Below are 23,630 nucleotides of genomic sequence, written 5' to 3'. Positions count from 1 at the left end.
CGGTCGGCGCGGGGCCCGGTTGCGGTCGGACCCGAATGTAGTCGGCCCTGTCGTTCCGGTCGCCGCCGGGATCACAGCCCCGGGGTGCGGTGGAGGGAGATCAGGAGGCGCCAGGTGCGGGCGGCGAGGTCGGTGGGGGTGGCGTCGATGGAGCCGTGGAGCCAGTCGGCGAGGAGGGCGGTGAAGGCGCCGGCGACCATGGAGGCGACCAGTTCGGGCTGCGGGGCGCCGGCGAGGGTGCGTTCGGTGCGGCTGCGTTCGCGGAGTTCGCGGTGGAGGACCTGGCCGAGGGGGCCGCCGCCGCCCGGGGTGAGCAGGGAGCGGTAGAGGCCGGCGTACGGGAGCAGGGTGGTGAGGAAGGCGGCCAGGGCGGGGGGCGGGGCGGCCGGGTCGGGGATGCCGCGCCAGGCGTGCAGGGCGTCGACGGCCTCGCGGACCACGTCGGCGCAGGCGTCGACGGCGAGGGCCTCCAGGTCGGCGTAGTGCACGTAGAAGGTGGCCCGGCCGACGCCGGCGCGGCGCACGACGGCGGCGACGCCGGTCGCGCTCAGCGGCTGTTCGGCGCACTCCTCCAGCAGGGCCTGCCGCAGCCGGGCCCTGGTGCGGGCGGCCCGGGGGTCCTCGGCGTCACGGGCCGGCGCGCGGTCCGGGCTCATCGGGCGAGCAGGACGGCGCCGAGGGCCAGCGCGCCCGGGACGGCCTGGGCGAACAGGATCCGCCGGTTGGCGGTGGCGGCGCCGAACACGCCGGCAACGACCACGCAGGACAGGAAGAAGACCTGGGCCCCGAAGCCGGTCGCGGTCGAGCCGCCGGCGACCAGGCCCCAGACGAGTCCGGCGGCGAGGAAGCCGTTGTAGAGGCCCTGGTTGGCGGCCAGCGGGGCCGTGGTCCGGGCGAGGTCTGCGTCGAAGCCAGACAGCTCGCGGCCGGGCCGCCGCTGCCACAGGAACATCTCCAGGACCAGGAAGTACAGGTGCAGGGCGGCCACCAGGACCACCAGGACGTTCGCGGCCGTACGCACGGTCGACCCCCTTCTCTCTTGGACAGGTGTCCAGCATACATGGACACCTGTCCAAGAGAGGGCAAGAGAGGGAGAGGGGGGCCGGGGGGAGGGGGAGCCGGGCGGTCCTACTGGGGCTCGTAGTCGCTGTCCTCGTCCTGTTCGCGCCGCTCCTGCTGCGCGTCGTATTGGAGCTGGAAGGCCATCTCGGTCTCGTTCAGCACCTGGCGCGGCGCGAAGAACTCTCCGGCGAGCACGTCGTCACCGCCGTGCTGGTGCCAGTCGGCGAGGATCTGCCGCGGACTGGCCGTCACGGCCCGGTTCCCGACACCGGGCACGACGGTGAGCTGGTACGCCTCGGTGGTGGTCGCGGGCGAGCGGTAGGTGAAGGTGTAGTACTTGAGGTCCCGGGCCGCCACCCCGTTGGCCACCAGCCGCTGGTAGGCGTGCACCAGGCCGGGGTTGGCGAAGTTGCAGAGCAGCACGGTGACGCCCTCCCGGGACAGCTCCCGGGCGACGTCCACGATGGCCTTCTGGAAGTCCGCCCCGTCGTCCCCGGTGCCGTAGGTGTTCGCGGTCCTGGAGCCGGCCGTCTCCGGCGACACCGCGTCGCCGGGCACCAGGCCGTTGCTGAAGACCGGGAACGGGCAGTCCATGAAGACGATGTCGCCCGGCTCGGCCAGCTCGCAGGTACGCCGGAAGTCGCGACACTCGAAGTCGAACATGGTGCCCAGCACCTTGTCCCGGACCGCGCCGAGGCGGTCCCGCTCCTGGGCGCGCAGCGCGGCCAGCTCGCCGGCGGTGCGGTCCTTGCAGGTGGCGACGACGGCGCCGCCGGGGCTCAGCTTGGTGCCGTGCACACAGCGATTGACCAGCCAGATGTACTTGAAGCAGGTCACCATCGCCGTCGCCGGGTCGTCCCCGGCCCGGGCCAGCTCCGCCTTGCCGGTCCTCGTCTCCTCGATCAACTGGGCGAAGCGGTAGGGAAGATCGGCGTCCCACGCCTTCGCGAGCTTCAAGTACTCGTCGACGAAGCGGGCACCGAGCCGTCGCATGGTCCAGTAGCTGCCGATCACGTAGTGGTTGAGGTCCCCGGCGACGACCGAGGCGAACGGCTGGACGCCGCCGGTGAAGGCCTTCCCCCAGCAGGCGGAGTTGAGCCAGATCTGCCCGGAGCCGACGAACGGCTCGATCAGCCGGGGCAGTCGGCCCTTGTTGTCGACGAACTTGGCCTGGGCGACCCGGGCGAGCGCGAGTTGGGTGAAGTGGGTCCGGTTGTGCTTGTTGCCGGTGTACGGGGTGAGCCAGGCGAACCGCTCGGAGTCCGGCACCAGCAGGTTGGTGAACGCGCCGATGTAGCTGGTGTGTTCCTGGACGAACTCCTGATAGGCAGTGCCGCGGATGCTCGCGAAGTAGTTGAAGTCGCTCGGGGTGGAGCGGGTGCCGGTCCGGACCGCGTGGTAGTTCGGCACCAGCATGTTGCGCGGGACGGGCCGGAAGTCGGCCCCGATCGTGAAGCCCCGGGCCGGCCGCCCGTTGCGCATGCGGCCGAGGCCGCAGACGGCGCAGGGCATGCCGTCCTGGTTCTGCGCCCCGGAGTAGTCCCGCTCGAACCCGCAGCGGTCGCAGTAGATGTGCACGGTGTGCCCCCTCGGAAGTCGTCCCCCGCGTGCCAGTGGGACGACAGTAGGGGGCTCGACGCGGCCGCGCGGGTGGAACGGCGGAACCGTTCTCGCAGGTCGGGGACGAACAGCGCCACAGATACGGCGGGATGAGCCTCCGTCAGCAGTGGGTGTCCCAGTGGTGCAGGGCGTCCAGCGCGGTGCTGCGGTCGGCGAGGGTGGGGGGCGCGTCGGGGGCGCCGAGCAGGTAGTCGGCGACGGGGGTGAGCAGCAGGGCGCCCTCGCGGGAGTCGCCGGCGCCCAGCAGCCGGGCCTCGTCCCAGGTGTGGCGGATGACGGTGCGGCGCAGCAGGGTGCCGTGCCGGACGGGCAGCCGGGGGGTGGCGGCGGCCTCGGCGCGGCGGCGGCGCTCGGGGGCGAGTTCGGGGGTGAGGGCGGTGCGGACGGCGGCCAGGGTGCCGAGTGGCAGCAGCGGGGCGGCGAGGTCGAGCAGGGCGGCGGCCTCGGGGGCGAGGCGGTAGGCGGCCAGGACTGCGGCGGTCTCGGCGGGTTCGAAGGGCTGGTCGGTGAGACAGGAGAGGTCGAGCAGGGCGAGCGGGTCGGGAGGACCGGAATCGGCACCGGCGGCACCGGCGGCACCGGCGCCGCCCTTCCGGCCGAGCTGGGCCTCGGCCAGCGCGATCAGGCACTCGACGTGGTCGTCCGCGACCAGGTAGGGCCGGACCGGCACGGTGGCGCAGTCGCCGGGCAGGGCGGCGGTGGCGAGGCGGACCCGGTACCAGGGGTCGAGCAGCGGGTCCTCGGCGGGCCAGCGGACGGTGACGGCGGTGTGGTGGGGGCGGTCGCCGAGCAGGGTGACGTCGATGGTCTCCACGGGGTGGTCGGTGACCAGGCGGACGACGGCCTGCCAGAGCGCGGCCTCGCCGGGGGCGACCAGGTCGAGCCCGGCCTGGGGCCGGAGCAGGTCGGCGGGGTAGTAGCCGGCCAGCGGGAGGCCGTGGATGGCGCGGACGCCGGTGGAGCGGGCCAGGTCGAGGGCGAGGCCGGCGTAGCGGTCGGCGCGGGCGCGGGCGCGGCGCAGTTCGGCGCGGGCGGGTTCGCCCATCCGGACGTCCTCGCGGGCCAGGGCGGAGAGCACGAGGTGGGGCAGGTGACGGCTGCCGCGGGCGCGGTGGAGCAGTTCGGCCGGCCCGTCGGCCGGGTCGACGTCGAGCAGGTGGTACAGCAGAGCGGTGTTCACGGACGTCCGCCTCCGAAGGTATGGTCATGGCGCCCCACGCCGCCGACGGCCGAGGGCGGGGGCGGATCACGACCGGGCACAGGGGGTACCCGGTCGCGGGAGGTGAAGGAGGGGCGCGGACCGGACCGTCTCCGGAGGGCCCCGGCAGGGTGATTCTTGCCGGTGGGGGTCAACGCCCGGTCACCACAGGCTCAACGGAGTCTCGACACCGGGCTCGACCTTGTGGCCAAGAACATCAGAGGTCTACAACTCACATATCATCTGACATGTGCACGAACGGGGCGGGCACTGTCCTTGGGGCAGCAGGGGGCAGTATGAGCGATCTCCGTTTTTCCGTACTGGGTCTGATGCGGGCTCACCGCGGCGCGACGGCGCTCAAGGTGGGCAGCCCACAGCAGCAGGCCATGCTGGCCGTACTGCTACTGAGGCCCGGCCACTCGGCCAGCGCCACGGATCTGATCGCGGCGCTGTGGGGCGAGGAGCCGCCGGGGGCGGCGATGACCACCGTGCGGACGTACGCGTGGCGGTGGCGGAAGGTCCTGGACGCCGTGGCGGCCGGGGAGGAGAACCCCGGCGGGAAGACCGGCGGGAAGACCGGTGAGAAGGGCGCGGGCAGCGTCCTGATGTCGATGGGGGACGGCTACCGGCTCGTCCTGCCCAAACTCGCGGTGGACGCGGAGCAGGCCGAGGCACTGGCCGCCGAGGCGGAGCGGACCGCCCGGGCCGATCCCCTGCGCGCCCGCGACCTGCTCAACCAGGCGCTGGAGCTCTGGCAGGGCGAGCCGCTGACCGGGATCCCCGGGCCGTTCGCGGAGCGGCACCGGCAGCGGCTGGAGGAGCTGCGGCTGACCCTGCTGGAGGAGCGGATCGGCCTGGACCTCACGCTCGGCCGCTACTCGCGGTGCATCCCGGAGCTGACCGCGCTCACCACCGAGCACCCGCTGCACGAGCGGGCCTACGGACTCCTGATGCGGGCGCTGTACCAGGCCGGGCGGCAGGCGGACGCGCTGGCGGTGTTCCGCGGCGTCCGGCAGCTGTTCCTCACCGAACTGGGGGTCGGGCCGGGGGCCGAGCTGGAGCAGCTGCACCGGCGGATCCTGGAGGGCGACGCGACGCTGGCCGCGCCGCAGCCGCCCGGTGCTCCCGCAGGCGGGCCGCCTCCCGCCCCGGACGGGGCGTCCGGCGCCGGGCCGGGCAGCCCCCGCGCCGGACGGGCGGCCGCCGACACCGAGGCGGCGGACCGGACCGGGGCGGCCGAGGAGCCCGGCGACGGCGCGGAGCCGGCCGGGCGCGGGACCCGTCCGGCGGGCGCCCCGCCGCGGCCCGCGCAGCTGCCGCCGGACGCCGCCGACTTCACCGGGCGGACGGCGCCGGTCCGGGTGCTGCACGCGGCCCTGGCCGCCGCCGCGCCGGAGGCGGAGGGCGGCGCCCCCGGGCAGCCGCACGCGCTGGTGGTCGCGACCGTGGTCGGCATGGGCGGGGTCGGCAAGACCGCGCTGGCGCTGCACGTGGCGCACCGGGTCAGGGACGGCTACCCGGACGGCCAGCTGTACGTGGACCTGCGCGGCTCGGACCCGGTCCCGGCCGATCCGGAGGCGGTGCTGAGCGGCTTCCTGGTGGCGCTCGGGGTCCCTGCGGACGCGGTGCCGGACGGGCTGGACGCGCGCTCGGCGCTGTTCCGCTCGGTGGTGGACGGCCGGCGGCTGCTGCTCGTCCTGGACAACGCCAAGGACGCGGCGCAGATCCGGCCGCTGCTGCCCGGGGCGGAGGGCTGCGCGGTGCTGACCACCGGCCGCACCCGCCCGGCCGGGCTGCCGGCGACGGTGCAGGTGGACCTGGACGTGTTCCAGCCTGAGGAGGCGCTGGACCTGCTCGGCCGCACCATCGGCGCGGAGCGGCTGGCGGCCGAACCGGAGGCCGCCCGCGAGCTGGTGGTGGCCTGCGGGCACCTGCCGCTGGCGGTGCGGATCGTGGCCGCCCGGCTGGCCGCCCGGCCGGGCTGGACGGTGGAGACCCTCAGCCGCCGCCTCCAGGTGGAGCGGCGGCGGATCGACGAACTGCGGATCGGGGACCTCGCGGTCGCGGCGGCCTTCGAACTGAGCTACCGCCAGCTGACCGCCGACCAGGCCCGGGCGTTCCGGCTGGTCGCCTCGGTGGACGGGCCCGACATCGGCCTGTCGGCCGCGGCCGCGCTGCTGGACCTCGACGCGTACGACGCCGAGGACCTGCTGGAGGCGCTGGTGGACGTGGCGATGGTGGAATCGCCGTTCCCCGGCCGGTACCGGTACCACGACCTGCTGCGCGCGTTCGCCCGGCGACGACCGGGCGGCGGGAGCGGCACCGGTGGCGGGGACGGCGCGAGTGGCGGGGGCGACGGGGCCGACCAGGACGGCGGCGAGGCCGTCGCCGCCCGGGACCGGCTGCTGGACCACCTGCTGGCCACCGCGTGCAGCGCGTTCCAGCACGCCGTGCCGGGCGATCCGGCCGCGGGCGCGCTCGGCCCGGCCCACTCCCCCGGCGTCCCGCTGTCCGGCCGGGACGCGGCCCGCGAGTGGGCGACGGCCGAGCGGGCGGGCGCGGTCGCGCTGGCGGCCCAGGTCGCCGCCGACCCGGCGGCCGGGCTCGGCGCGGCGCTGCGCGCGGCGACCGATCTGCTGATCGCGCTCACCCCGTTCGTGCTCACCCCGCCGAGCCGTCAGCTCGCCGCGACCGCCGACGCGCTGGCCGAGGCCGCCGCCCGGCACGGCGACGTCCGGGCGGAGGGGCGGGCGCACTTCCTGCGCGGCAACGTCGCGCTGGCCGCCACCCGGCTGGACGCGGCCGAGGCGGCGTCCCGGCGGGCGGTGGAGGCCGCGCGGGCGGCCGGGGACTCGGTGATCCTGCGGCAGGCGCTGAACGACCTCGGGCTGATCTGCCAGTTCCTGAGCCGCTACGACGAGGCGGTGGACCACTACGACGAGGCGCTGCTGCTGGCCAACCGGCTCGGGCACCGCTCCGGCGCGCTGGTGACGACGGTCAACGCGGCGCTCGCGCGGGTGCGCAGCGGCCGGGCCGACGAGGCGGTGACGATCTGCCACGAGGCGCTGGCCGAGCTGCGGACCCGGCAGGACGACCCTGGCCGGGCGTACACGCTGTACGTGCTGGGGTTGGCACACCACGCGCTGGGGCGCCACGAGGAGGCGGTGACCTGGTTCGGCGAGTGCCTGGCGGTCTCGGTGGCGGCCGGTCTGCGGGACCGGGCCGCGCACGCGCGCTACCGGCTGGCGGACAGTCTGCGCGAGCTGGGCCGGGCGGACGAGGCGCTCGACCACGCGGAGCAGGCGCTGCGGCTCTGCGAGGAGCTGGGGGCGGAGCGGGACCAGGCGCAGGCGCTGGTGGTGCTCGGCTGCGCGCTGGCGGACCTCGGGCGCGGGTCCGAGGCGGGGGCGCGGCTGCGGGAGGCCCACGCGATCTTCCGGCGGCTGGGGCTGCCGGAGGCCGCCGAGGTGGCGGGGCTGCTCGCGGAGCCGGCGTTCGCGCTGGTGGATCCCTGATCGGGACGGTGTGACGGGGCGGCAGAAACGGTTCTGCTCACCGTTGTTCGGTGGATCCTGAGGGTCGGACCGGGCTCAGGAGCCGGTGCTGTTCCAGTCGCCGTGGGCGTTGCCGTTGGTCGGCGTGGCGGTCGGGGTCGGGGTGGCGGTCGGCGCGGTGGTCCCGCCCTGGGCGGGGCCGGCCGCGCCGTCCGCCATCGCGGTGCCGGCCACGCCGAGGGCGAGCAGGGTGCCGAGGCCGAGGCCCGCGACGGTCAGGCGGATCCGGGCGGTGCCGTTCGTCGAGTTCTTCGCCATGACTGCTCCCTGGGTCGTCTTCCCTGGCGGGAAGGAGTGTTCCGGGCTCTTCCGGGGGGCTCCCCGGGCTGACGTGATCAGCATGGCAAGGGGCGTTCAACGGCAGATCGACGCGCGAGCACCGCGCGTCGATCACCGTCGTTGATCGGGCTGTTGATCGGCGTATTGATCGGGGCGTTGATCGGGGTCCTGGACCGCACGCGACCTGGGAGTTCCCGCCCGCCGTCAGGCCGCCTCGCGGATCTCCAGGGTGCAGCACTTCACGCTGCCGCCGCCCTTGAGCAGCTCCGAGAGGTCCACCCCGATCGGACGGAAGCCGTGCTCCCGCAGCCGGGCCGCCACCCCGGTGGCCGGCTCCGGCAGCACCACGTTCAGCCCGTCGCTGGCCACGTTGAGGCCGAACGCCGCCGCGTCCTCCTCCGCCACCAGCACCGCGTCCGGGAACAGCCGGGCCAGCACCGCCCGGCTGCCGGCCGAGAACGCCCCCGGGTAGTACATGATCCGGTCGCCGTCGAGCACGCTGAGGGCGGTGTCCAGGTGGTAGAAGCGCGGGTCGACCAGGTCCAGGCCGACCACCGGGCGGCCGAGGAACTCCTGCGCCTCGGCGTGACCGGCGGAGACGCTGCGGAAGCCCCGGCCGGCCAGCAGGTAACGGTCCGTCAGCAGCAGGTCGCCCTCGCCCTCGTTGACGTGCGCCGGGTCGTGGGTGGTGAAGCCGTGCTCCCGGAACCAGTCCAGGTACGCCGGGCCCTCGGCGGCGCGCTCGGTGTTGCGGAACCGCGCTCCCAGCACCCGGCCGTCCACCACGGTGGCGCCGTTCGCCGCGTACACCATGTCCGGCAGGCCCGGGATCGGGTCGATCAGGTCGACCCGGTGGCCGAGCTCCAGGTAGAGCTCGTACAGCCGCTCCCACTGGGCGACGGCGAGGGCGGTGTCGACCGGCTTGGCCGGGTCCATCCAGGGGTTGATGGCGTAGCTGACGTCGAAGTGGGTCGGACGGCACATCAGGTAGCGGCGCGGGCGGGCGGTGCGGGTCATGGCGGGGCTCCGGGGGTGAGGGCGGGCGATCGGTACGTGACGAGGGGGCGGGGCGCGGGATCAGGCGGCGGCCGGGCGCTCGGGGAAGTCCCGGCGGGCCCGCAGCGGGCCGGCCAGCAGCACGGCGCCGGCCGAGAGCAGCACCCCCGCCATGATCCAGATGGTGGTGCGGGCGCCGAGCACCTCGCCCAGCCAGCCGCCGAGCAGGGCGCCGATCGGGATGGCGCTGAAGTTGACGGTCGAGGCGCTGGCCCGGATCCGGCCGATCATGGCCGGCGGGCAGTAGGACTGGTAGAAGCTGCCGGCCAGGACGTTCCCGGCGATCACCCCGCAGACGGCGACCGACCAGGCGACCGCGCTCACCGCGAGCGGCAGCCGGGAGCCGGCCAGCGGCAGCAGCAGGATGAACGGCGCGGCGACCAGCTCGCAGAGCAGCAGCCCGCGGGCGGTGCCGAAGCGGCGGGCGATCCGCCCGGCCAGCGCGGCGCCGGCCAGGCCGCCGACCGACACCACCGCGAAGACGGCGCCGATGCCGCCGGGCGAGACCCCGACGCTGCGGACCAGGAAGATCGTCTGCACGGCCTGGATGCCGTTGAGACCCAGGTTGCCGACCGCGCCGAACAGGGCGAGGTTGCGCAGGAACGGGTCCCCGGCCAGGAAGCGCACGCCCTCGCCGATCTCGCGCAGGATGCCGCGCCGCTCGGCCACCGGCGGCGGCGTCTCCTTCACCTTGATGCCGGCCAGGCAGACCGCCGACACCAGGTAGGTGATCGCGTCGGCCAGCAGTCCGCTCGCCGCGCCGAAGACCTGGGAGAGCAGGCCGGCCAGGCCGGGCCCGGCGATCTCCGCCGCCGAGTCCCCGGAGCGCAGCTTGACGTTGGCCTCCAGCAGGTCGTCCTTGGCGACCAGGGCCGGCAGCACGGCGCCGTACGCGGTGGAGAAGAACACCTTCACCGCGCCGGCCAGCAGCGCCACCAGGATCAGCTGCGCCATCGTCAGCGCGTCGAACCAGCCGGCCACCGGCACGCTGGCGAACAGCACCAGCAGCAGCAGGTCGCAGACCAGCATCACCTTCAGCCGGGGCCAGCGGTCCACCCAGGCGCCGGCCAGCAGGCCGAGGAACAGCCACGGGACCCAGGCGGAGGCGGTCAGCACGCCGACCATGAACGGCGAGGCGTCCAGGGTCACCACCGCCACCAGGGCGAGGGCGACGTTGCCGACGGCGGTGCCGAGACCGCTGGCCGTCTCACCGATCCAGAGCTTGCGGAAGTTTCCCTGGGCCCAGAGGCCCCAGCGGCTGCGGCGGGGCCCGTCGTCGACTGCGGGCGGTTCGACCGGGACGGTACTCGTGCTCATCGGGGGTCACTCTCCAGCGTCTCGGCCAGCACGGCGGCGATCCGTGCGAGGGGCTCGGGTTGGGTCAGGGCGCCGTGCGCGCAGTCGATCCGGTGGGCGGCGACCCCGCCGGTGAGGTACGGGGCCCAGGCGGCCTCGTAGGGCCAGTCGGCGGGCTTGTCGGCGGTGGCGCCGACGAAGACGGCCGCGCCCCGGTAGTGGCCGGGCACGTGCTCGGCCATCAGCTTGCGGTGGTGCTCGAAGACGTCCGGCAGCAGTGCCGCCGCCTCGCCCAGCAGGGCGGTCAGTTCGGCCTGCCCGCGCCCGTCGGCCGGGTCGTAGCCCAGCGAGGCGAGCAGTTCGGCGAGGGTCTCCACCGGGTCGTCGGAGGCCGGCGGCTCCTCGGTGGCCGGACCGGCCGGGAGGCCGTCGAGGAGGGCCAGCAGGCCCACCTCCTGGCCGGCCGCCCGGAGCTGGACGGCCATCTCCTGGGCGACCACCGCACCGAACGACCAGCCGAGCAGGTGGTAGGGGCCCTGCGGGCGGACGGCGCGGATCTCCCGCACGTAGTCCGCGGCGATCCCGGTCACGGAGTCCGGGGAGCCGCCGCGCAGGCCCCGGGCCTGGAGGCCGAGCACCGGCCGCTCCGGGTCGAGGTGGCGCAGCAGGCCGGAGTAGACCCAGCTGATGCCGGCGGCGGGGTGGACGCAGAACAGCGGGGCCTTGCCGCCGCCGGTCCGCAGCGGGAGCAGGACGTCCAGCGCGTCGGACGGCTCCGGGGCGTCAGACCCCCGGTCGGCCGCGGCGTCCAGCCGGCGGGCCAGGCCGGCCGGCGTCGGCGCCTCGAACAGGGCCCGCATGCCGAGGTCGGCGCGCTCGCCGAGCTCGTCCGCGAGGGCGGCGCGGATCCGGCCGAGCAGCTTCATCGCCAGCAGCGAGTGGCCGCCGAGGTCGAAGAAGCCGTCGTCGATCGAGACCCGCTCCACTCCGAGCACCTCGGCGAAGAGGCCGCAGAGCAGCTCCTCGCGCGGGGTGCGCGGCGCGCGGCCGCCCGGGAGGAGGGTGAAGTCGAGGGCGGGCAGGGCCCGCCGGTCGACCTTGCCGCTGGCGGTGAGCGGGAGGGCGTCGAGCAGGACGACCGCCGCCGGGACCATGTAGCCGGGCAGCGACTCGGCCGCGAAGGCCCGCAGGTCGGCCGGGTCCACCGGTGCCGCGTTCTGGTGCCCGGCGCCGTCGGGGACGACGTGGGCGACCAGGCGGGGGCCGGCAGCGCCGTCCTCGTGGGCGCTCACGGTGGCGGCCAGCACCCGGGGGTGGCGGGTCAGCACGTGCTCGATCTCGCCGAGTTCGATCCGGAAGCCGCGGATCTTGACCTGGTGGTCGGTGCGGCCGAGGTAGTCGATCCCGCCGTCCCTGGTGCGGCGCACCAGGTCGCCGGTCCGGTACATCCGGGACCCCGGGGTGAACGGGTCGGCGACGAAGCGTTCGGCGGTCAGCGCCGGGCGGCCCAGGTAGCCCAGGGCCAGGCCCGCCCCGGCGAGGTACAGCTCGCCGGGCACGCCCACCGGGACCGGTGCCAGGTGCTCGTCCAGGACCAGCGCCCGGGTGCCGAGCACGGCGTGGCCGAGCGAGGGGCGCTCGGAGTCCGCGAACGGCTGGACCAGCGCGTCGACGGTTGACTCGGTCGGGCCGTAGAGGTTGTGGGCGGTGGTGTGCGGGGCCTCGCGCAGCCTGGTCCAGAGGGACTGGCCGACGGCCTCGCCGCCGAGCAGCAGCACGGTCGGGGCCGGGCCCTGCGGCGCGGCGGTGTCGAGCAGCCCCTCGTCGAGGAGCTGTTCGGCGTAGGAGGGGGTGACCTCCAGGACGTCGATCCGCTCGGTGCGCAGGTGCCGGACGAGCGCGGCGGCGTCGCGCCGGACCTCGTCGCCGACCAGGTGCAGTTCGTGGCCGGCGACCAGCCAGAGCAGTCCGTCCCAGGAGGCGTCGAAGCAGAGCGAGGCGGTCAGCGCGACCCGGCGGCGCCCGCCGTCCCGTTCGCCCGCGCCGATCGGGCCGGTGGGCGCGCGGTGCGAGGCGAGCAGGGCGGCGATCGAGCCGTGGCCGACCACCACGCCCTTGGGGCGGCCGGTGGAGCCGGAGGTGTAGACGACGTAGGCGGCGTCCGCCGGGTCCGGCGCGGCGGCCGGGGCCGGGGCGGCCTCCGGGCGGGGGCCGTGCACCGGGAGGACGGGCAGGTCCGCGAGGAGTTCCGGCAGCGGCCAGCTGTCGTCGGTGAGGACGAGCCCGGGCGCGGCGTCGGCGAGCATCGCCGCCGTCCGCTCGGCCGGGTACTCGGCGTCCAGCGGGAGCGAGGCCGCGCCGGAGCGCAGCACGGCCAGCACGGCGACCACGGTCTCCGCCGAGCGGGGCAGGGCCAGGGCGACCACGGTGCCGGGACCGGCCCCGGCCGCCCGCAGCCGCTCGGCCAGCAGCGCGGCGCGGGCGTCCAGTTCGGCGAAGCTCAGACGCTGCTCGCCGAAGACCAGCGCGGTGGCGTCGGGGGTGGCGGCGGCCTGGGCGGCGAACGCGGCGGGCAGCAGCGGGACGTCCGCCGGCAGCGCGGCGGCGGGGGCCAGCAGGGCGGCGCGCTCGGCGCCGTCCAGCAGCTCCACCCGGCCGATCGGCGCCGCCGGGTCCGCCACCACGGCGGCCAGCAGCCGCCCGAAGCGGGCGGCGATCGCCTCCACCGTCTCCCGGTCGAACAGGTCGGTGGCGTAGTCGATCGCGCACTCCAGACCGGCCGGGGCGCCCTCGGCGTCGAAGGACTCCCCCATGCCGACGGAGAGGTCGAACTTGGCGACGTAGCCGCCGACCGGTTCGATCGCGGCCGGCAGTCCGGCCAGGTCGAGCGGGACGTCGCCGCCGGTGGCGCCCTGGCTCGCGCCCTCCAGCAGCAGCATCACCTGGAACAGCGGGTGCCGGGCCAGCGAGCGGGCCGGGTTGAGCTCCTCGACCAGCCGCTCGAACGGCACGTCCTGGTGGGCGTGGGCGTCGAGCTGCGCCTCCCGGACCCGGCCCAGCAGTTCGGCGAACGCCGGGTCGCCCGAAGTGTCGGTCCGCAGCACCAGGGTGTTGACGAAGAACCCGACCAGCTCGTCCAGCGCCTCGTCCGAGCGGCCCGCGACCACCGAGCCGATCGGCACGTCCGTGCCGGCGCCGAGGCGGGTGAGCAGGGCGGCCAGGCCGGCCTGGAGGGTCATGAACATCGTCACCCGGTGCTCGCGCGCCAGGGCGGTCAGAGCGCGGTGGAGCTCGGCGCCGAGCGGGAGCACCACCCGGTCGCCGCGGTGGGAGCTGTCGGCCCGCCGGGGGCGGTCCACCGGGAGTGCGATCTCCTCCGGCAGTCCGGCCAGGGTCCCGCGCCAGTGGGCGAGTTGGCGGGCGGCCGGGCTCTGCGGGTCGGTCTCGTCGCCGAGCAGCTCGTGCTGCCAGAGCGCGTAGTCGGCGTACTGGACCGGCAGCGGGCGCAGCGCGGGGGCGGCGCCGTCGCGGCGGGCCGCGTAGGCGGCGGCGAGGTCGCACAGCAGCGGCTCCATCGAGCGGCCGTCACCGGCGATGTGGTGCAGGACGAGGACGAGCAGGTGTTCCGGTGCCTCCCCCTGCTCCTGTGCGCCGTCGCCGGCGGGCAGCAGCAGGGCCCGCAGCGGCAGGTCGGCGGCGAGGTCGAAGGGCAGGTCCGCGAAGGCCGCCACCTCCGCCGCCGGGTCGGCCGCCGGGGCGGTGCGGTGCTCGAACGGGACCAGGGCCTCGGCGGCCGGGACGATCCGCTGGTACGGCTCGCCGTCCTGCTCGGCGATCACGGTGCGCAGGCTCTCGTGCCGGGCCACCACGTCGGTCAGGGCGGCGGCCAGGGCGGCGGGGTCGAGCGGGCCGCCGATCCGCAGCGCGAGCGGCAGGTTGTAGAGGCCGGAGGGGCCCTCCATCCGGTCGATCAGCCAGAGCCGGCGCTGCGCGGAGGAGAGCGGCAGCCGCTCGGGGCGCGGGCCGGCCGTCGGCGCGGGCCGGGCCTCGGCGCCGCCGTCCAGCCGCTGGGCGAGGCCGGCCACGGTCGGGGCCTCGAAGACGTCCCGGATGCCGAGTTCGGTGCCGAGGGTGGCGCGGACCCGGGCGGCCAGCTTCATGGCGAGCAGCGAGTGGCCGCCGAGGGCGAAGAAGTCGTCGTCGATCGAGACCCGGTCGACGCCGAGCACCTCGCCGACCAGGCCGCAGAGGATCTCCTCGCGGGCGGTGCGGGGCGCACGGCCGCCGGCGAAGAGGGCGAAGTCGGGGGCGGGCAGGGCCCGCCGGTCGACCTTGCCGCTGCCGGTGAGCGGCAGCGCGTCGAGCGGGACGACGGCGGCCGGGACCATGTGGGCGGGCAGCCATTCGGCGGCGAACCGGCGCAGCTCCTGGGCGAGTTCGACACCGCTCTCGGAGGTGCCGGTGGCGCAGTGGGCGACCAGCCGGCGGTCGCCGTCGGCCCCCTCGTACAGGGTCACCACGCTCTGCCGGACGGCCTCGTGGCGGGTCAGCGCCTGCTCGATCTCGCCGAGTTCGATCCGGAAGCCGCGCAGCTTGACCTGGTCGTCGGTGCGGCCCAGGTAGTCGATGCCGCCGTCCCGGTTGCGCCGCACCAGGTCGCCGGTCCGGTACATCCGGGCCCCCGGGGTGAACGGGTCGGCGACGAAGCGCTCGGCGGTCAGCGCCGGGCGGCCGAGGTAGCCCCGGGCCAGGCTGTGTCCGGCGAGGTACAGCTCGCCGGGCACGCCGACCGGGACCGGCGCCAGGTACTCGTCCAGGACGTGGGCGCGGGTGCCGAGCACGGGGTGGCCGAGGGTGGGGCGCTCGGAGTCCGCGAAGGACTGGACCAGGGTGTCGACGGTGGCCTCGGTGGGGCCGTAGAGGTTGTGGCCGCCGAGGCCCGGGGTCTCCCGCAGCCTGGTCCAGAGCGCCTGGCCGACGGCCTCGCCGCCGAGCAGCAGCACCCCGGGGGCCGTACCGTCCTCGCCGTCCTCGTCCAACAGGCCCTCGGCGAGGAGCTGTTCGGCGTAGGAGGGGGTGACGTTGACCACGGTGATGCCGGTGCCCCGCACATGGCGCACCAGCGCGGCCGCGTCGCGGCGCAACTCGTCGCCGATCAGGTGCAGTTCGTGGCCGGCGACCAGCCAGAGCAGGCTGTCCCAGGAGGCGTCGAAGCAGAGCGAGGCGGTCAGCGCGACGCTCAGCCGGCCGTGCCGTCGCTCCGCTCCGGCGAAGGTCTCCGCCCGGTGCTGGGCCAGCAGGGCGGCGATCGAACCGTGGCTCACCAGGACGCCCTTGGGGCGGCCGGTGGAGCCGGAGGTGTAGATGACATAGGCGGCGTGGGCCGCCCCGATTCGCAGCGGCGGGGCCTCGGCGGACTGCTCCGACCAGGCGTCGGCGTCGCCGGGCAGGACGGTCAGGCCCTCCAGCGCCTGGGGCAGCGGCCAGTCCCCGGTGCTGAGCACGGCCGCCGGGCGGGCGTCGGCCAGCATGTGCGCGGTGCGCTCCAGCGGGTACTCGGCGTCCAGCGGCAGGAAGGCCGCGCCGGCCTTGAGCACGGCGAGTTGGGCGACGACGGTCTCCGCCGAGCGGGGCAGGGCGAGCGCGACCACGGCCTCCGGTCCGATGCCCGCGGCCAGCAGGCCGTGCGCGAGCCGGTTCGCCCGGGCGTCCAACTCGGCGTAGCTGAGCCGGAGTCCACCGAAGACCAGGGCGGTGGCCTCCGGGGTCGCCGCCACCTGGGCCGCGAACGCGGCGGGGACGAGCGGGATCTCGGCGGGCAGCGCGGCGGCGGGGGCGAGCAGGGCGGCGCGCTCGGCGCCGTCCAGCAGCTCCATCCGGCCGATCGGCGCCGTCGGGTCCGCCACCACTGCGGCCAGCAGCCGGCCGAAGCGGGCGGCGATCGCCTCCACCGTCTCCCGGTCGAACAGGTCGGTGGCGTAGTCGATCGCGCAGTCCAGACCGGCGGGCGCGCCGTCCGGGCCGAAGAACTCCTCCAGGGTGACATTGAGGTCGAACTTGGCGACCCCGGTGTCCGAGGGCAGTGCCTCGACCTCCAGGCCGGGCAGCTCCAACTCCCCCTCCTCGGTGGACTGGAGCACCATCGCGACCTGGAACAGCGGGTGCCGGGCCAGCGAGCGGGCCGGGTTGAGCTCCTCGACCAGCCGCTCGAACGGCACGTCCTGGTGGGCGAAGGCGCCGAGACCGGTCTCCCGGACCCGGCCCAGCAGCTCGGCGAACGCCGGGTCGCCCGAGGTGTCGGTACGCAGCACCAGGGTGTTGACGAAGAACCCGACCAGTTCGTCCAGCGCCTCGTCCGAACGGCCCGCGACCACCGAGCCGATCGGCACATCGGTGCCGGCACCGAGGCGGGTGAGCAGCGCGGCCAGCGCGGCCTGGAGGGTCATGAACATCGTCACCCGGTGCTCGCGGGACAGCGCGACCAGTCCGGCGTGCAGTCCGGCGTCGATCGGCAGCGCGACCCGGTCGCCGCGGTGGCCCGACCGGGCGCCGCGCGGGCGGTCGACCGGCAGCGCGATCTCCTCCGGCAGGTCGGCCAGGGTGTCTCGCCAGTAGGCGAGTTGACGGGAGACCAGGCTCCGCGGGTCGGCCTCGTCGCCGAGCAGCTCGCGCTGCCAGAGCGCGTAGTCCGCGTACTGGACGGCGAGCGGTTCGAGCAGCGGCGGCTCGCCGCCGAGGCGCAGGGTGTAGGACTCGGTGAGGTCGCGCAGCAGCGGCCCCATCGACCAGCCGTCGCCGGCGATGTGGTGCAGGGCGACGACGAGCACGTGCTCGTACTCGGAGACCCGGAGCAGGGTGACCCGCACCGGCAGCTCGGCCGCCAGGTCGAACGGGCGGCGGCCCGCGCGGTCGACCTCGGCCTCGACGGACTCCGGTGCGCAGTCGAGGAGTTCGACCGGGACGGCGGCCTCGGCCGGGGTCAGGATCCGCTGGTACGGCTCGCCCTCGTGCTCGGCGACCACGGTGCGCAGGCTCTCGTGCCGGGCGACCAGGTCGCTCAGGGCGGCGGTGAGCGCGTCCCGGTCCAGCAGGCCGGTGAGGCGCAGCGCGAACGGCATGTTGTAGAGGGCGGAGGGGCCCTCCATCCGGTCGAGCAGCCAGAGCCGGCGCTGCGCGGAGGAGAGCGGCAGCCGCTCGGGGCGCGGGCCGGCGGTCAGCGCCGGGCGGGCGTCCGCGCCGTCGAGGCGCTCGACCAGGCCGGCCACGGTCGGGGCCTCGAAGACGTCCCGGATGCCGAGTTCGGCGCCGAGCGTGGCGCGGACCCGGCTCAGCAGCTTGGTGGCGAGCAGCGAGTGGCCGCCGAGGGCGAAGAAGTCGTCGTCGACGGAGACCTCCGGCACGCCGAGGATCTCGCCGAAGAGGCCGCAGAGGATCTCCTCGCGCGGGGTGCGGGCGGCCCGGCCGGCTCCGGCGGCGGCGGTGAAGTCGGGGGCGGGCAGGGCGGCCCGGTCGATCTTGCCGTTGACGTTGAGCGGCAGCGCGGCCAGGGCGGTGAAGGCCGCCGGGACCATGTAGTCGGGCAGCGCGGCGGCGGCGTGGGCGCGCACCGAGGCGAGGTCGAGCGCGGCCGGGTCGGCGCCGGCCGCGACGGCCAGGTGGGCGACCAGCCGGGTGCCGGCGGTGCCGTCCTGGTGCGGCAGCACGGCGGCCTGCACCACCGCGGGGTGGGCGGTGAGCACGGCCTCGATCTCGCCGAGCTCGATCCGGAAGCCGCGCACCTTGACCTGGTGGTCGGTGCGGCCGAGGTACTCCACGGTGCCGTCGGAGCGGCGCCGGGCGAGGTCCCCGGTGCGGTACATCCGGGCGCCGGTGTCGTAGGGGTCGGCGACGAAGCGTTCGGCGCTCAGTGCCGGGCGGCCGAGGTAGCCCCGGGCCAGGCCGGGACCGCTCAGGTACAGCTCGCCGGGGACGCCGACCGGCACCGGCCGGAGGCGGGCGTCCAGCAGGTGGGCGCGGAGGTTGGGCAGCGGGCGGCCGATCACCGGGCGGGCGACGGCGCCGTCCAGGCGGTGGTGCAGGGCGTCGACGGTGCACTCGGTCGGCCCGTACAGGTTGAACACGACGGTGTCGGGCGCGGCGCTCAGGGTGGTCCAGAGCTGCTGGCCGCAGGCCTCTCCGCCGATCATCAGCACGGCGGGCGGGGCGACGGTGAGCAGCCCCTCCTCGACCAGGCGTTCGGCCAGCGCGGGGGTGACGTCGAGGGTGTCGGCGCCGGTGCGGGCCAGGTAGCCGACGATGCCGGCCGCGTCGCGGCGCAGGTCGTCGTCGAGCAGGTGGAGCTCCTGGCCGGCGACCATCCAGAGCACCGCTTCGAGGGAGGTGTCGAAGGACAGCGAGGCGGTCGCGGCGAAGGCGAACCGCCGCCCGGGGTGGGCCTGCTGGGCGGGGGCGAGGGTCCCGGCGCGGTGGAAGGCGAGCAGGTGGGCGAGGCCGCCGTGGCGGACCACGACGCCCTTGGGGCGGCCGGTGGAGCCGGAGGTGTGGATGACGTAGGCGGCGTGCTCGGGGCCGAGCTCCACCTCCGGTTCGTCGGCGGGCAGTTCGGCCCAGGGCGCGGCGCCGGCGGGCAGCACGGTGTGTCCGGCCAGTACCTCGGGCAGCGGCCAGGCGTCGGTGCTGAGCACGGCGGCCGGGCGGGCGTCGGCGAGCATGCCCGCCAGCCGGTCGCGTGGGTAGTCGGAGTCCAGCGGCAGGTAGGCGGCGCCGGCCTTGAGCACGGCGAGCAGGGCGACGATCGACTCGGCGGAGCGGGGCACGGCGAGCGCGACCAGCGACTCGGGGCCGATCCCGGCGCCGGCCAGGCCGTGGGCGAGCCGGTTGGCGCGGGCGTCCAGCTCGGCGAAGCTCAGCCGCTGCTCGCCGAAGACCAGGGCGGTGGCGTCCGGGGTGGCGGCGGCCTGGGCGGCGAACGCGGCCGGGAGGAGCGGCTCGCCGCCGGGGCGTCCGGTGTCGTGCCAGCGGGCGAGGTCCTCGCGGCCCTCGGCGCCGAGCACGTCCAGTTCGGCGACCGGGCGGTCGGGCTGTTCGGCGACCTGGTCGAGCAGGCCGGCCAGCGCGGCGGCGAGCCGTTCGGCGGTGGCCCGGTCGAACAGGTCGACGGCGAACTCCAGGCCGCCGGAGAGGCCGGCCGGGAAGCCGTCCGGGTCCAGCCGCTCGGACAGGTTGAGGGTCAGGTCGAAGGGGGTGGTGGGCAGGCCCAGCGGCTCGTAGGAGGCGCGGGTGCCGGGGAACTCCGGCCCGCCGCCGGTGGTGTTGTCGAAGGCGATCATCACCTGGAACAGCGGGTGCCGGGCCAGCGTGCGGGCCGGGTTGAGCTCCTCGACCAGCCGCTCGAACGGCACGTCCTGGTGGGCGTAGGCGGCCAGGTCGGCCTCCCGGACCCGGCCCAGCAGCTCGGTGAAGCTGGGCGAGCCGCTCAGGTCGGTGCGCAGCACCAGGGTGTTGGCGAAGAAGCCGACCAGCTCGTCCAGGGCGGGGTCGAGCCGACCCGCCAGCGGGGTGCCCATCGGGACGTCGTCCCCGGCGCCGAAGCGGTGCAGCAGGGTGGCCCAGGCGGCCTGGAGCACCATGAACAGGGTGACCCCGTGCCGGCCGGCCAGGTCGGCGAGCCGGGCGTGCAGGGCGGCGTCGAGGTCCAGCTCGACCACGTCGCCGCGGTGGGTGGGCACCGGCGGGCGGGGGCGGTCCAGCGGCAGCGGCAGCTCGTCCGGCAGGCCGGACAGGGCCTCGCGCCAGTGGTCGAGCTGACGGGACAGCAGGGAGCGCGGGTCGGTGTCGGCGCCGAGCAGCCGGTACTGCCAGAGGGTGTAGTCGGCGTACTGGACGGGCAGCGGGCGCGGTTCGGGGGCGGTGCCGTCGCGGTGGGCGGTGTACGCCTCGGCGAGGTCGCGGAACAGCGGGCGCAGCGACCAGCCGTCGCCGGCGATGTGGTGCAGCACCAGGGTGAGCACGTGCTCCTCGGGCCCCTCCGGGCACAGGTACGCGTGCAGCGGGACGTCCTCGGCCAGGTCGAAGAGGTGGCCGACGAGCTCCTGCGCCGGGCGGTCGGTGACGGTGAGCAGCGGCCCGGGCGGGCCGTCCAGGACCCGCTGGTGCGGCACGCCGTCGAGCTCGGTGAAGACGGTGCGCAGCGACTCGTGCCGCGCGACCACGTCGCCGAGGGCGCGTTCCAGGGCGGCGGTGTCGAGCGGGCCGGACAGCCGCAGGGCGAGGGTGACGTTGTAGGTGGCGGCGGGGCCCTCGGCCTTGCCGAGGAACCACAGGCGGCGCTGGGCGAAGGACACCGGCAGGTGCTCGGGGCGCAACTCGGGGAGCAGGGCCGGGCGGGCCGGGCCGTCGGCGAGCCGGGCGGCGAGGGCGGCGACGGTCGGGGCCTGGAAGAGGTCGCCGATGGCGAGTTCGGCGCCGAGGTCGGCGCGGACCCGGCCGACCAGGCGGGTGGCGAGCAGCGAGTGGCCGCCGAGGGCGAAGAAGTCGTCGTCGACGGTGATGTCCTCGATGCCGAGGATCTCGCCGAACAGCGCGCACAGGGCCCGCTCGCGCTCGTCGCGCGGGGCGCGGCCGGCCGGGTCGCTGCCGAGCTCGGGGGCGGGCAGGGCCCGCCGGTCGACCTTGCCGTTGGCGTTCAGCGGCAGCGCGGGCAGTACCACCACGGCGGAGGGCACCATGTAGCCGGGCAGGCCGGCGGCGGCGAACTCCTTCAGCTCCGCGGCGAGTTCGGGCCGGCCGTCGAGGGCCTCGGCGGTCACGGCGCAGTAGCCGACCAGCCGGGTGTCGCCGGGGCGGTCCTCGCGGGGGACGACGATGACCTGGCGGACGGCGGGGTGGCGGGAGAGCGCCGCCTCGATCTCGCCGAGCTCGATCCGGAAGCCGCGCAGCTTGACCTGGCCGTCGATCCGGCCGAGGAACTCGATCGCGCCGTCCGCGCGGCGGCGCACCAGGTCGCCGGTGCGGTACATCCGGCCCCCGCTTCCGAAGGGGTCGGCGACGAAGCGTTCGGCGGTCAGCGCGGCCCGGCGCCAGTAGCCGCGGGCCAGGCCGGCCCCGGCGATGTACAGCTCGCCGGGCACGCCGGGCGGCACCGGCTGGAGGCGGGCGTCCAGGACGTGGGTGCGCATGTTGTCCAGCGGGCCGCCGATCGGGGCCCGGGCGCCGTCCAGGTCGGCCGGGAGCAGGTGGTGGTGGGTGGCGAAGGTGGTCGCCTCGGTGGGCCCGTAGACGTGGGCGAGCAGCAGGTCCGGGCAGTGCTCCAGGACACGGCGCATCAGGGTGCCGGAGGCCGCCTCGCCGCCGGTGCAGACCGTGCGCAGGGCGCGGAAGGTCTCCGGGGCCTGCTCGGCGACCAGGTCGAACAGCGCCTTGGTGAGGAAGACCGCGGTGACGCCGTGCCGGGTGGCGACGGCGTGCAGGGCCTCCGCGTCCATGGTGCCGGGCGGGGCGACGACGACGGTGCCGCCGTGCAGCAGCGGCGTCCACAGCTCGTAGGTGGCGGCGTCGAAGGCGTGCGGGGAGTGCAGCAGGATCCGCTCGTGCCGGCCGTCGCGCCAGCGGCTGTCGTCGGCGAGGTCGACCACGTCGCGGTGGCGGACCGCGACGCCCTTGGGGGTGCCGGTGGAGCCGGAGGTGAACATCATGTAGGCGAGCCGGTCCGGGTGGACGGGCAGGCCGGGGTCGTGCTCGGGCGCCCCCGCCTCGTCGCCGGGGCGGACCACGACGGCCTCGTGGGCGAAGCCGGGCTCGGCGCGGTCGGTGATCAGGACGGGCGCGGCGGTGTCGGCGAGCAGCGCCGTCATCCGCTCGGGTGGCAGGCTCGCGTGCATCGGCACGTAGCAGCCGCCGGCCTTGAGCACGGCGAGGGTGGCGACGACCAGGTCCACCGAGCGCTCCATCAGCAGCGCGACCGGGGACTCCGGGCCGACGCCGGCGGCGATCAGGTGGTGGGCCAGCCGGTTGGCGCGGGCGTCGAGCTCGGCGTAGCCGACCTCGCCGCCGTCGTGGGCGAGGGCGACCGCGTCCGGGGTGCGGGCGGCCTGCGCCGCGAACAGCCCGGGCAGCGAGCCGGTGCGGACCGGCGCGGCGGTTGCGTTCCAGTCCTCGGCGAGCCGGGCGCGCTCCTCGGGGGCGAGGATGTCCAGGGTGCCGATCGGCGCCGCGGGGTCGGCGGCCGCGGCGGCCAGCAGCCGGCCGAAGCGCGCGAACAGCGTGTCGACGGTGGCCCGGTCGTACAGGTCGGCCGAGTACTCGACCGAGCCCTCCAGGCCGGCCGGGGTGCCGTCCTGAGCGTGCCGCTCGGTGACGCCGATGTTGAGGTCGAACTTGGCGACCCGCAGGCCCAGCGGTTCGGGCGCCGACTCCAGCCCGGGCAGGCCGAGTTCGCCCTCCTCGTGGTTCTGCAGCACCAACAGGGTCTGGAACAGCGGGTGGCGGCCGAGCGCGCGGGCCGGGTTGACCTCCTCGACCAGCCGCTCGAACGGCACGTCCTGCTGGGCGAAGGCGTCCAGCTGCGCTTCCCGGACCCGGCCCAGGAGTTCGGCGAAGGACGGGTCGCCGGACGTGTCGGTGCGCAGCACCAGGGTGTTGACGAAGAAGCCGACCAGGTCGTTCAGGGCCTCGTCGGAGCGGCCGGCCACACCGGTGCCGAGCGGGATGTCGGTACCGGCGCCGAGGCGGGTGAACAGCGCGGCCAGACCGGCCTGGAGGACGGCGAACAGGGTGGACCGGTGGCGGCGGGCCAGCTCGGCCAGCGCGGTGTGCAGTTCGGGGTCGAGGGTGAACGGGACGGCGTCGGCGGCACCGGTCGGCACGGGCGGCCGGGGGCGGTCCACCGGCAGCTCGAGCTCCTCCGGCAGACCGGCCAGGACTCCTCTCCAGTGGTCGAGCTGACGGCTCATCAGGCTGAACGGGTCGGACTCCTCGCCGAGCAGCTCGCGCTGCCACAGGGCGTAGTCGGCGTACTGGACCGGCAGCGGCTCCCAGTCCGGCTCGGCGCCGGCGAGGCGGGCGGTGTAGGCGGCGGCGAGGTCGCGCAGCAGCGGGCCGAGCGACCAGCCGTCACCGGCGATGTGGTGGAGCACGACGAGCAGCACGTGCTCGGGGGCTTCCCCGTCGATCGGGGTGTCCCCCTCGGTCGGGGTGAGCGAGAAGACCGTGACCCGGACGGGCGTTTCGGCACTCAGGTCGAAGGTGTGGGCGGCGGCCCGGTCCCGCAGGGCGGCGTAGTCGGCCGGCGCGCACTCCACCGTCGTGAAGACGGTGCCCGCCTCCGCCGACGGCAGGATGTGCTGCACCGGCACGCCCTCGCCGTCCACCGGGAACACCGTGCGCAGGGCCTCGTGCCGGGCCACCACGTCCGCCGTCGCGGCGCGCAGCGCGTCGAGGTCGAGCGCGCCGCGCAGGCGGACCGCGAACGGCAGGTTGTAGAGCGCGGTCGGCCCTTCGATCTGGTCGATCAGCCAGAGACGCTGTTGTGCGTACGAAACCGGGATCACGGTGCTTCCTCTGCTCAC

9 protein-coding genes are annotated in these 23,630 nt (G+C 75.8%); 1 reads left to right on the top strand and 8 read right to left on the bottom strand.

The features are described from left to right. Positions 1-71: 71 nt before the first annotated feature. From IF01_RS0136440 to IF01_RS0136425, 4 genes are all read right to left on the bottom strand, one after another. Complete coding sequence (locus tag IF01_RS0136440; protein ID WP_030397924.1) at positions 72-656, bottom strand: TetR/AcrR family transcriptional regulator; 585 nt, start codon at positions 654-656, stop codon at positions 72-74. Then, positions 653-1,021, bottom strand: coding sequence for a DUF1304 domain-containing protein (locus tag IF01_RS0136435; protein WP_030397923.1), 369 nt, complete (start codon positions 1,019-1,021; stop codon positions 653-655). The genes IF01_RS0136440 and IF01_RS0136435 overlap by 4 nt, the downstream gene beginning before the upstream one ends. 107 nt (positions 1,022-1,128) lie before the next feature. Beyond that, the gene (locus IF01_RS42850) at positions 1,129-2,640 is read right to left on the bottom strand and encodes a hypothetical protein (RefSeq protein WP_037782539.1); all 1,512 of its coding nucleotides are present in this window, start codon (positions 2,638-2,640) and stop codon (positions 1,129-1,131) included. A gap of 142 nt (positions 2,641-2,782) precedes the next feature. Continuing rightward, positions 2,783-3,862: a hypothetical protein gene (locus tag IF01_RS0136425; protein WP_030397922.1), complete on the bottom strand. Its 1,080-nt coding sequence runs from the start codon at positions 3,860-3,862 to the stop codon at positions 2,783-2,785. Positions 3,863-4,176: 314 nt separating this feature from the next. Between IF01_RS0136425 and IF01_RS0136420 the strand changes: the two genes are divergently transcribed. Continuing rightward, entirely contained in the window at positions 4,177-7,395 is a 3,219-nt protein-coding gene (locus IF01_RS0136420; protein ID WP_244215736.1) for an AfsR/SARP family transcriptional regulator, read from the top strand. Between the two features lie 75 nt (positions 7,396-7,470). Here the strand turns inward: IF01_RS0136420 and IF01_RS0136415 are convergent, their stop codons facing one another. From IF01_RS0136415 to IF01_RS0136400, 4 genes are all read right to left on the bottom strand, one after another. After that, positions 7,471-7,692: a hypothetical protein gene (locus IF01_RS0136415; RefSeq protein ID WP_030397920.1), complete on the bottom strand. Its 222-nt coding sequence runs from the start codon at positions 7,690-7,692 to the stop codon at positions 7,471-7,473. Positions 7,693-7,917: 225 nt separating this feature from the next. Next, complete coding sequence (gene ddaH, locus IF01_RS0136410; RefSeq protein WP_030397919.1) at positions 7,918-8,730, bottom strand: dimethylargininase; 813 nt, start codon at positions 8,728-8,730, stop codon at positions 7,918-7,920. 60 nt (positions 8,731-8,790) lie between these two features. After that, positions 8,791-10,086, bottom strand: coding sequence for an MFS transporter (locus tag IF01_RS0136405; protein ID WP_030397918.1), 1,296 nt, complete (start codon positions 10,084-10,086; stop codon positions 8,791-8,793). Continuing rightward, entirely contained in the window at positions 10,083-23,612 is a 13,530-nt protein-coding gene (locus tag IF01_RS0136400; protein ID WP_051756900.1) for a non-ribosomal peptide synthetase, read from the bottom strand. Before IF01_RS0136400 ends, IF01_RS0136405 begins: the two co-directional genes overlap by 4 nt. Between the last annotated feature and the right edge of the window lie 18 nt (positions 23,613-23,630).

Origin of the sequence: Kitasatospora purpeofusca (assembly GCF_000718025.1) — a bacterium.
Classification (GTDB): Bacteria; Actinomycetota; Actinomycetes; order Streptomycetales; family Streptomycetaceae; genus Kitasatospora; species Kitasatospora purpeofusca.
The sequence above is the reverse complement of the archived record's forward strand: the minus strand, read 5'-3'. Positions and strand labels throughout refer to the sequence as shown.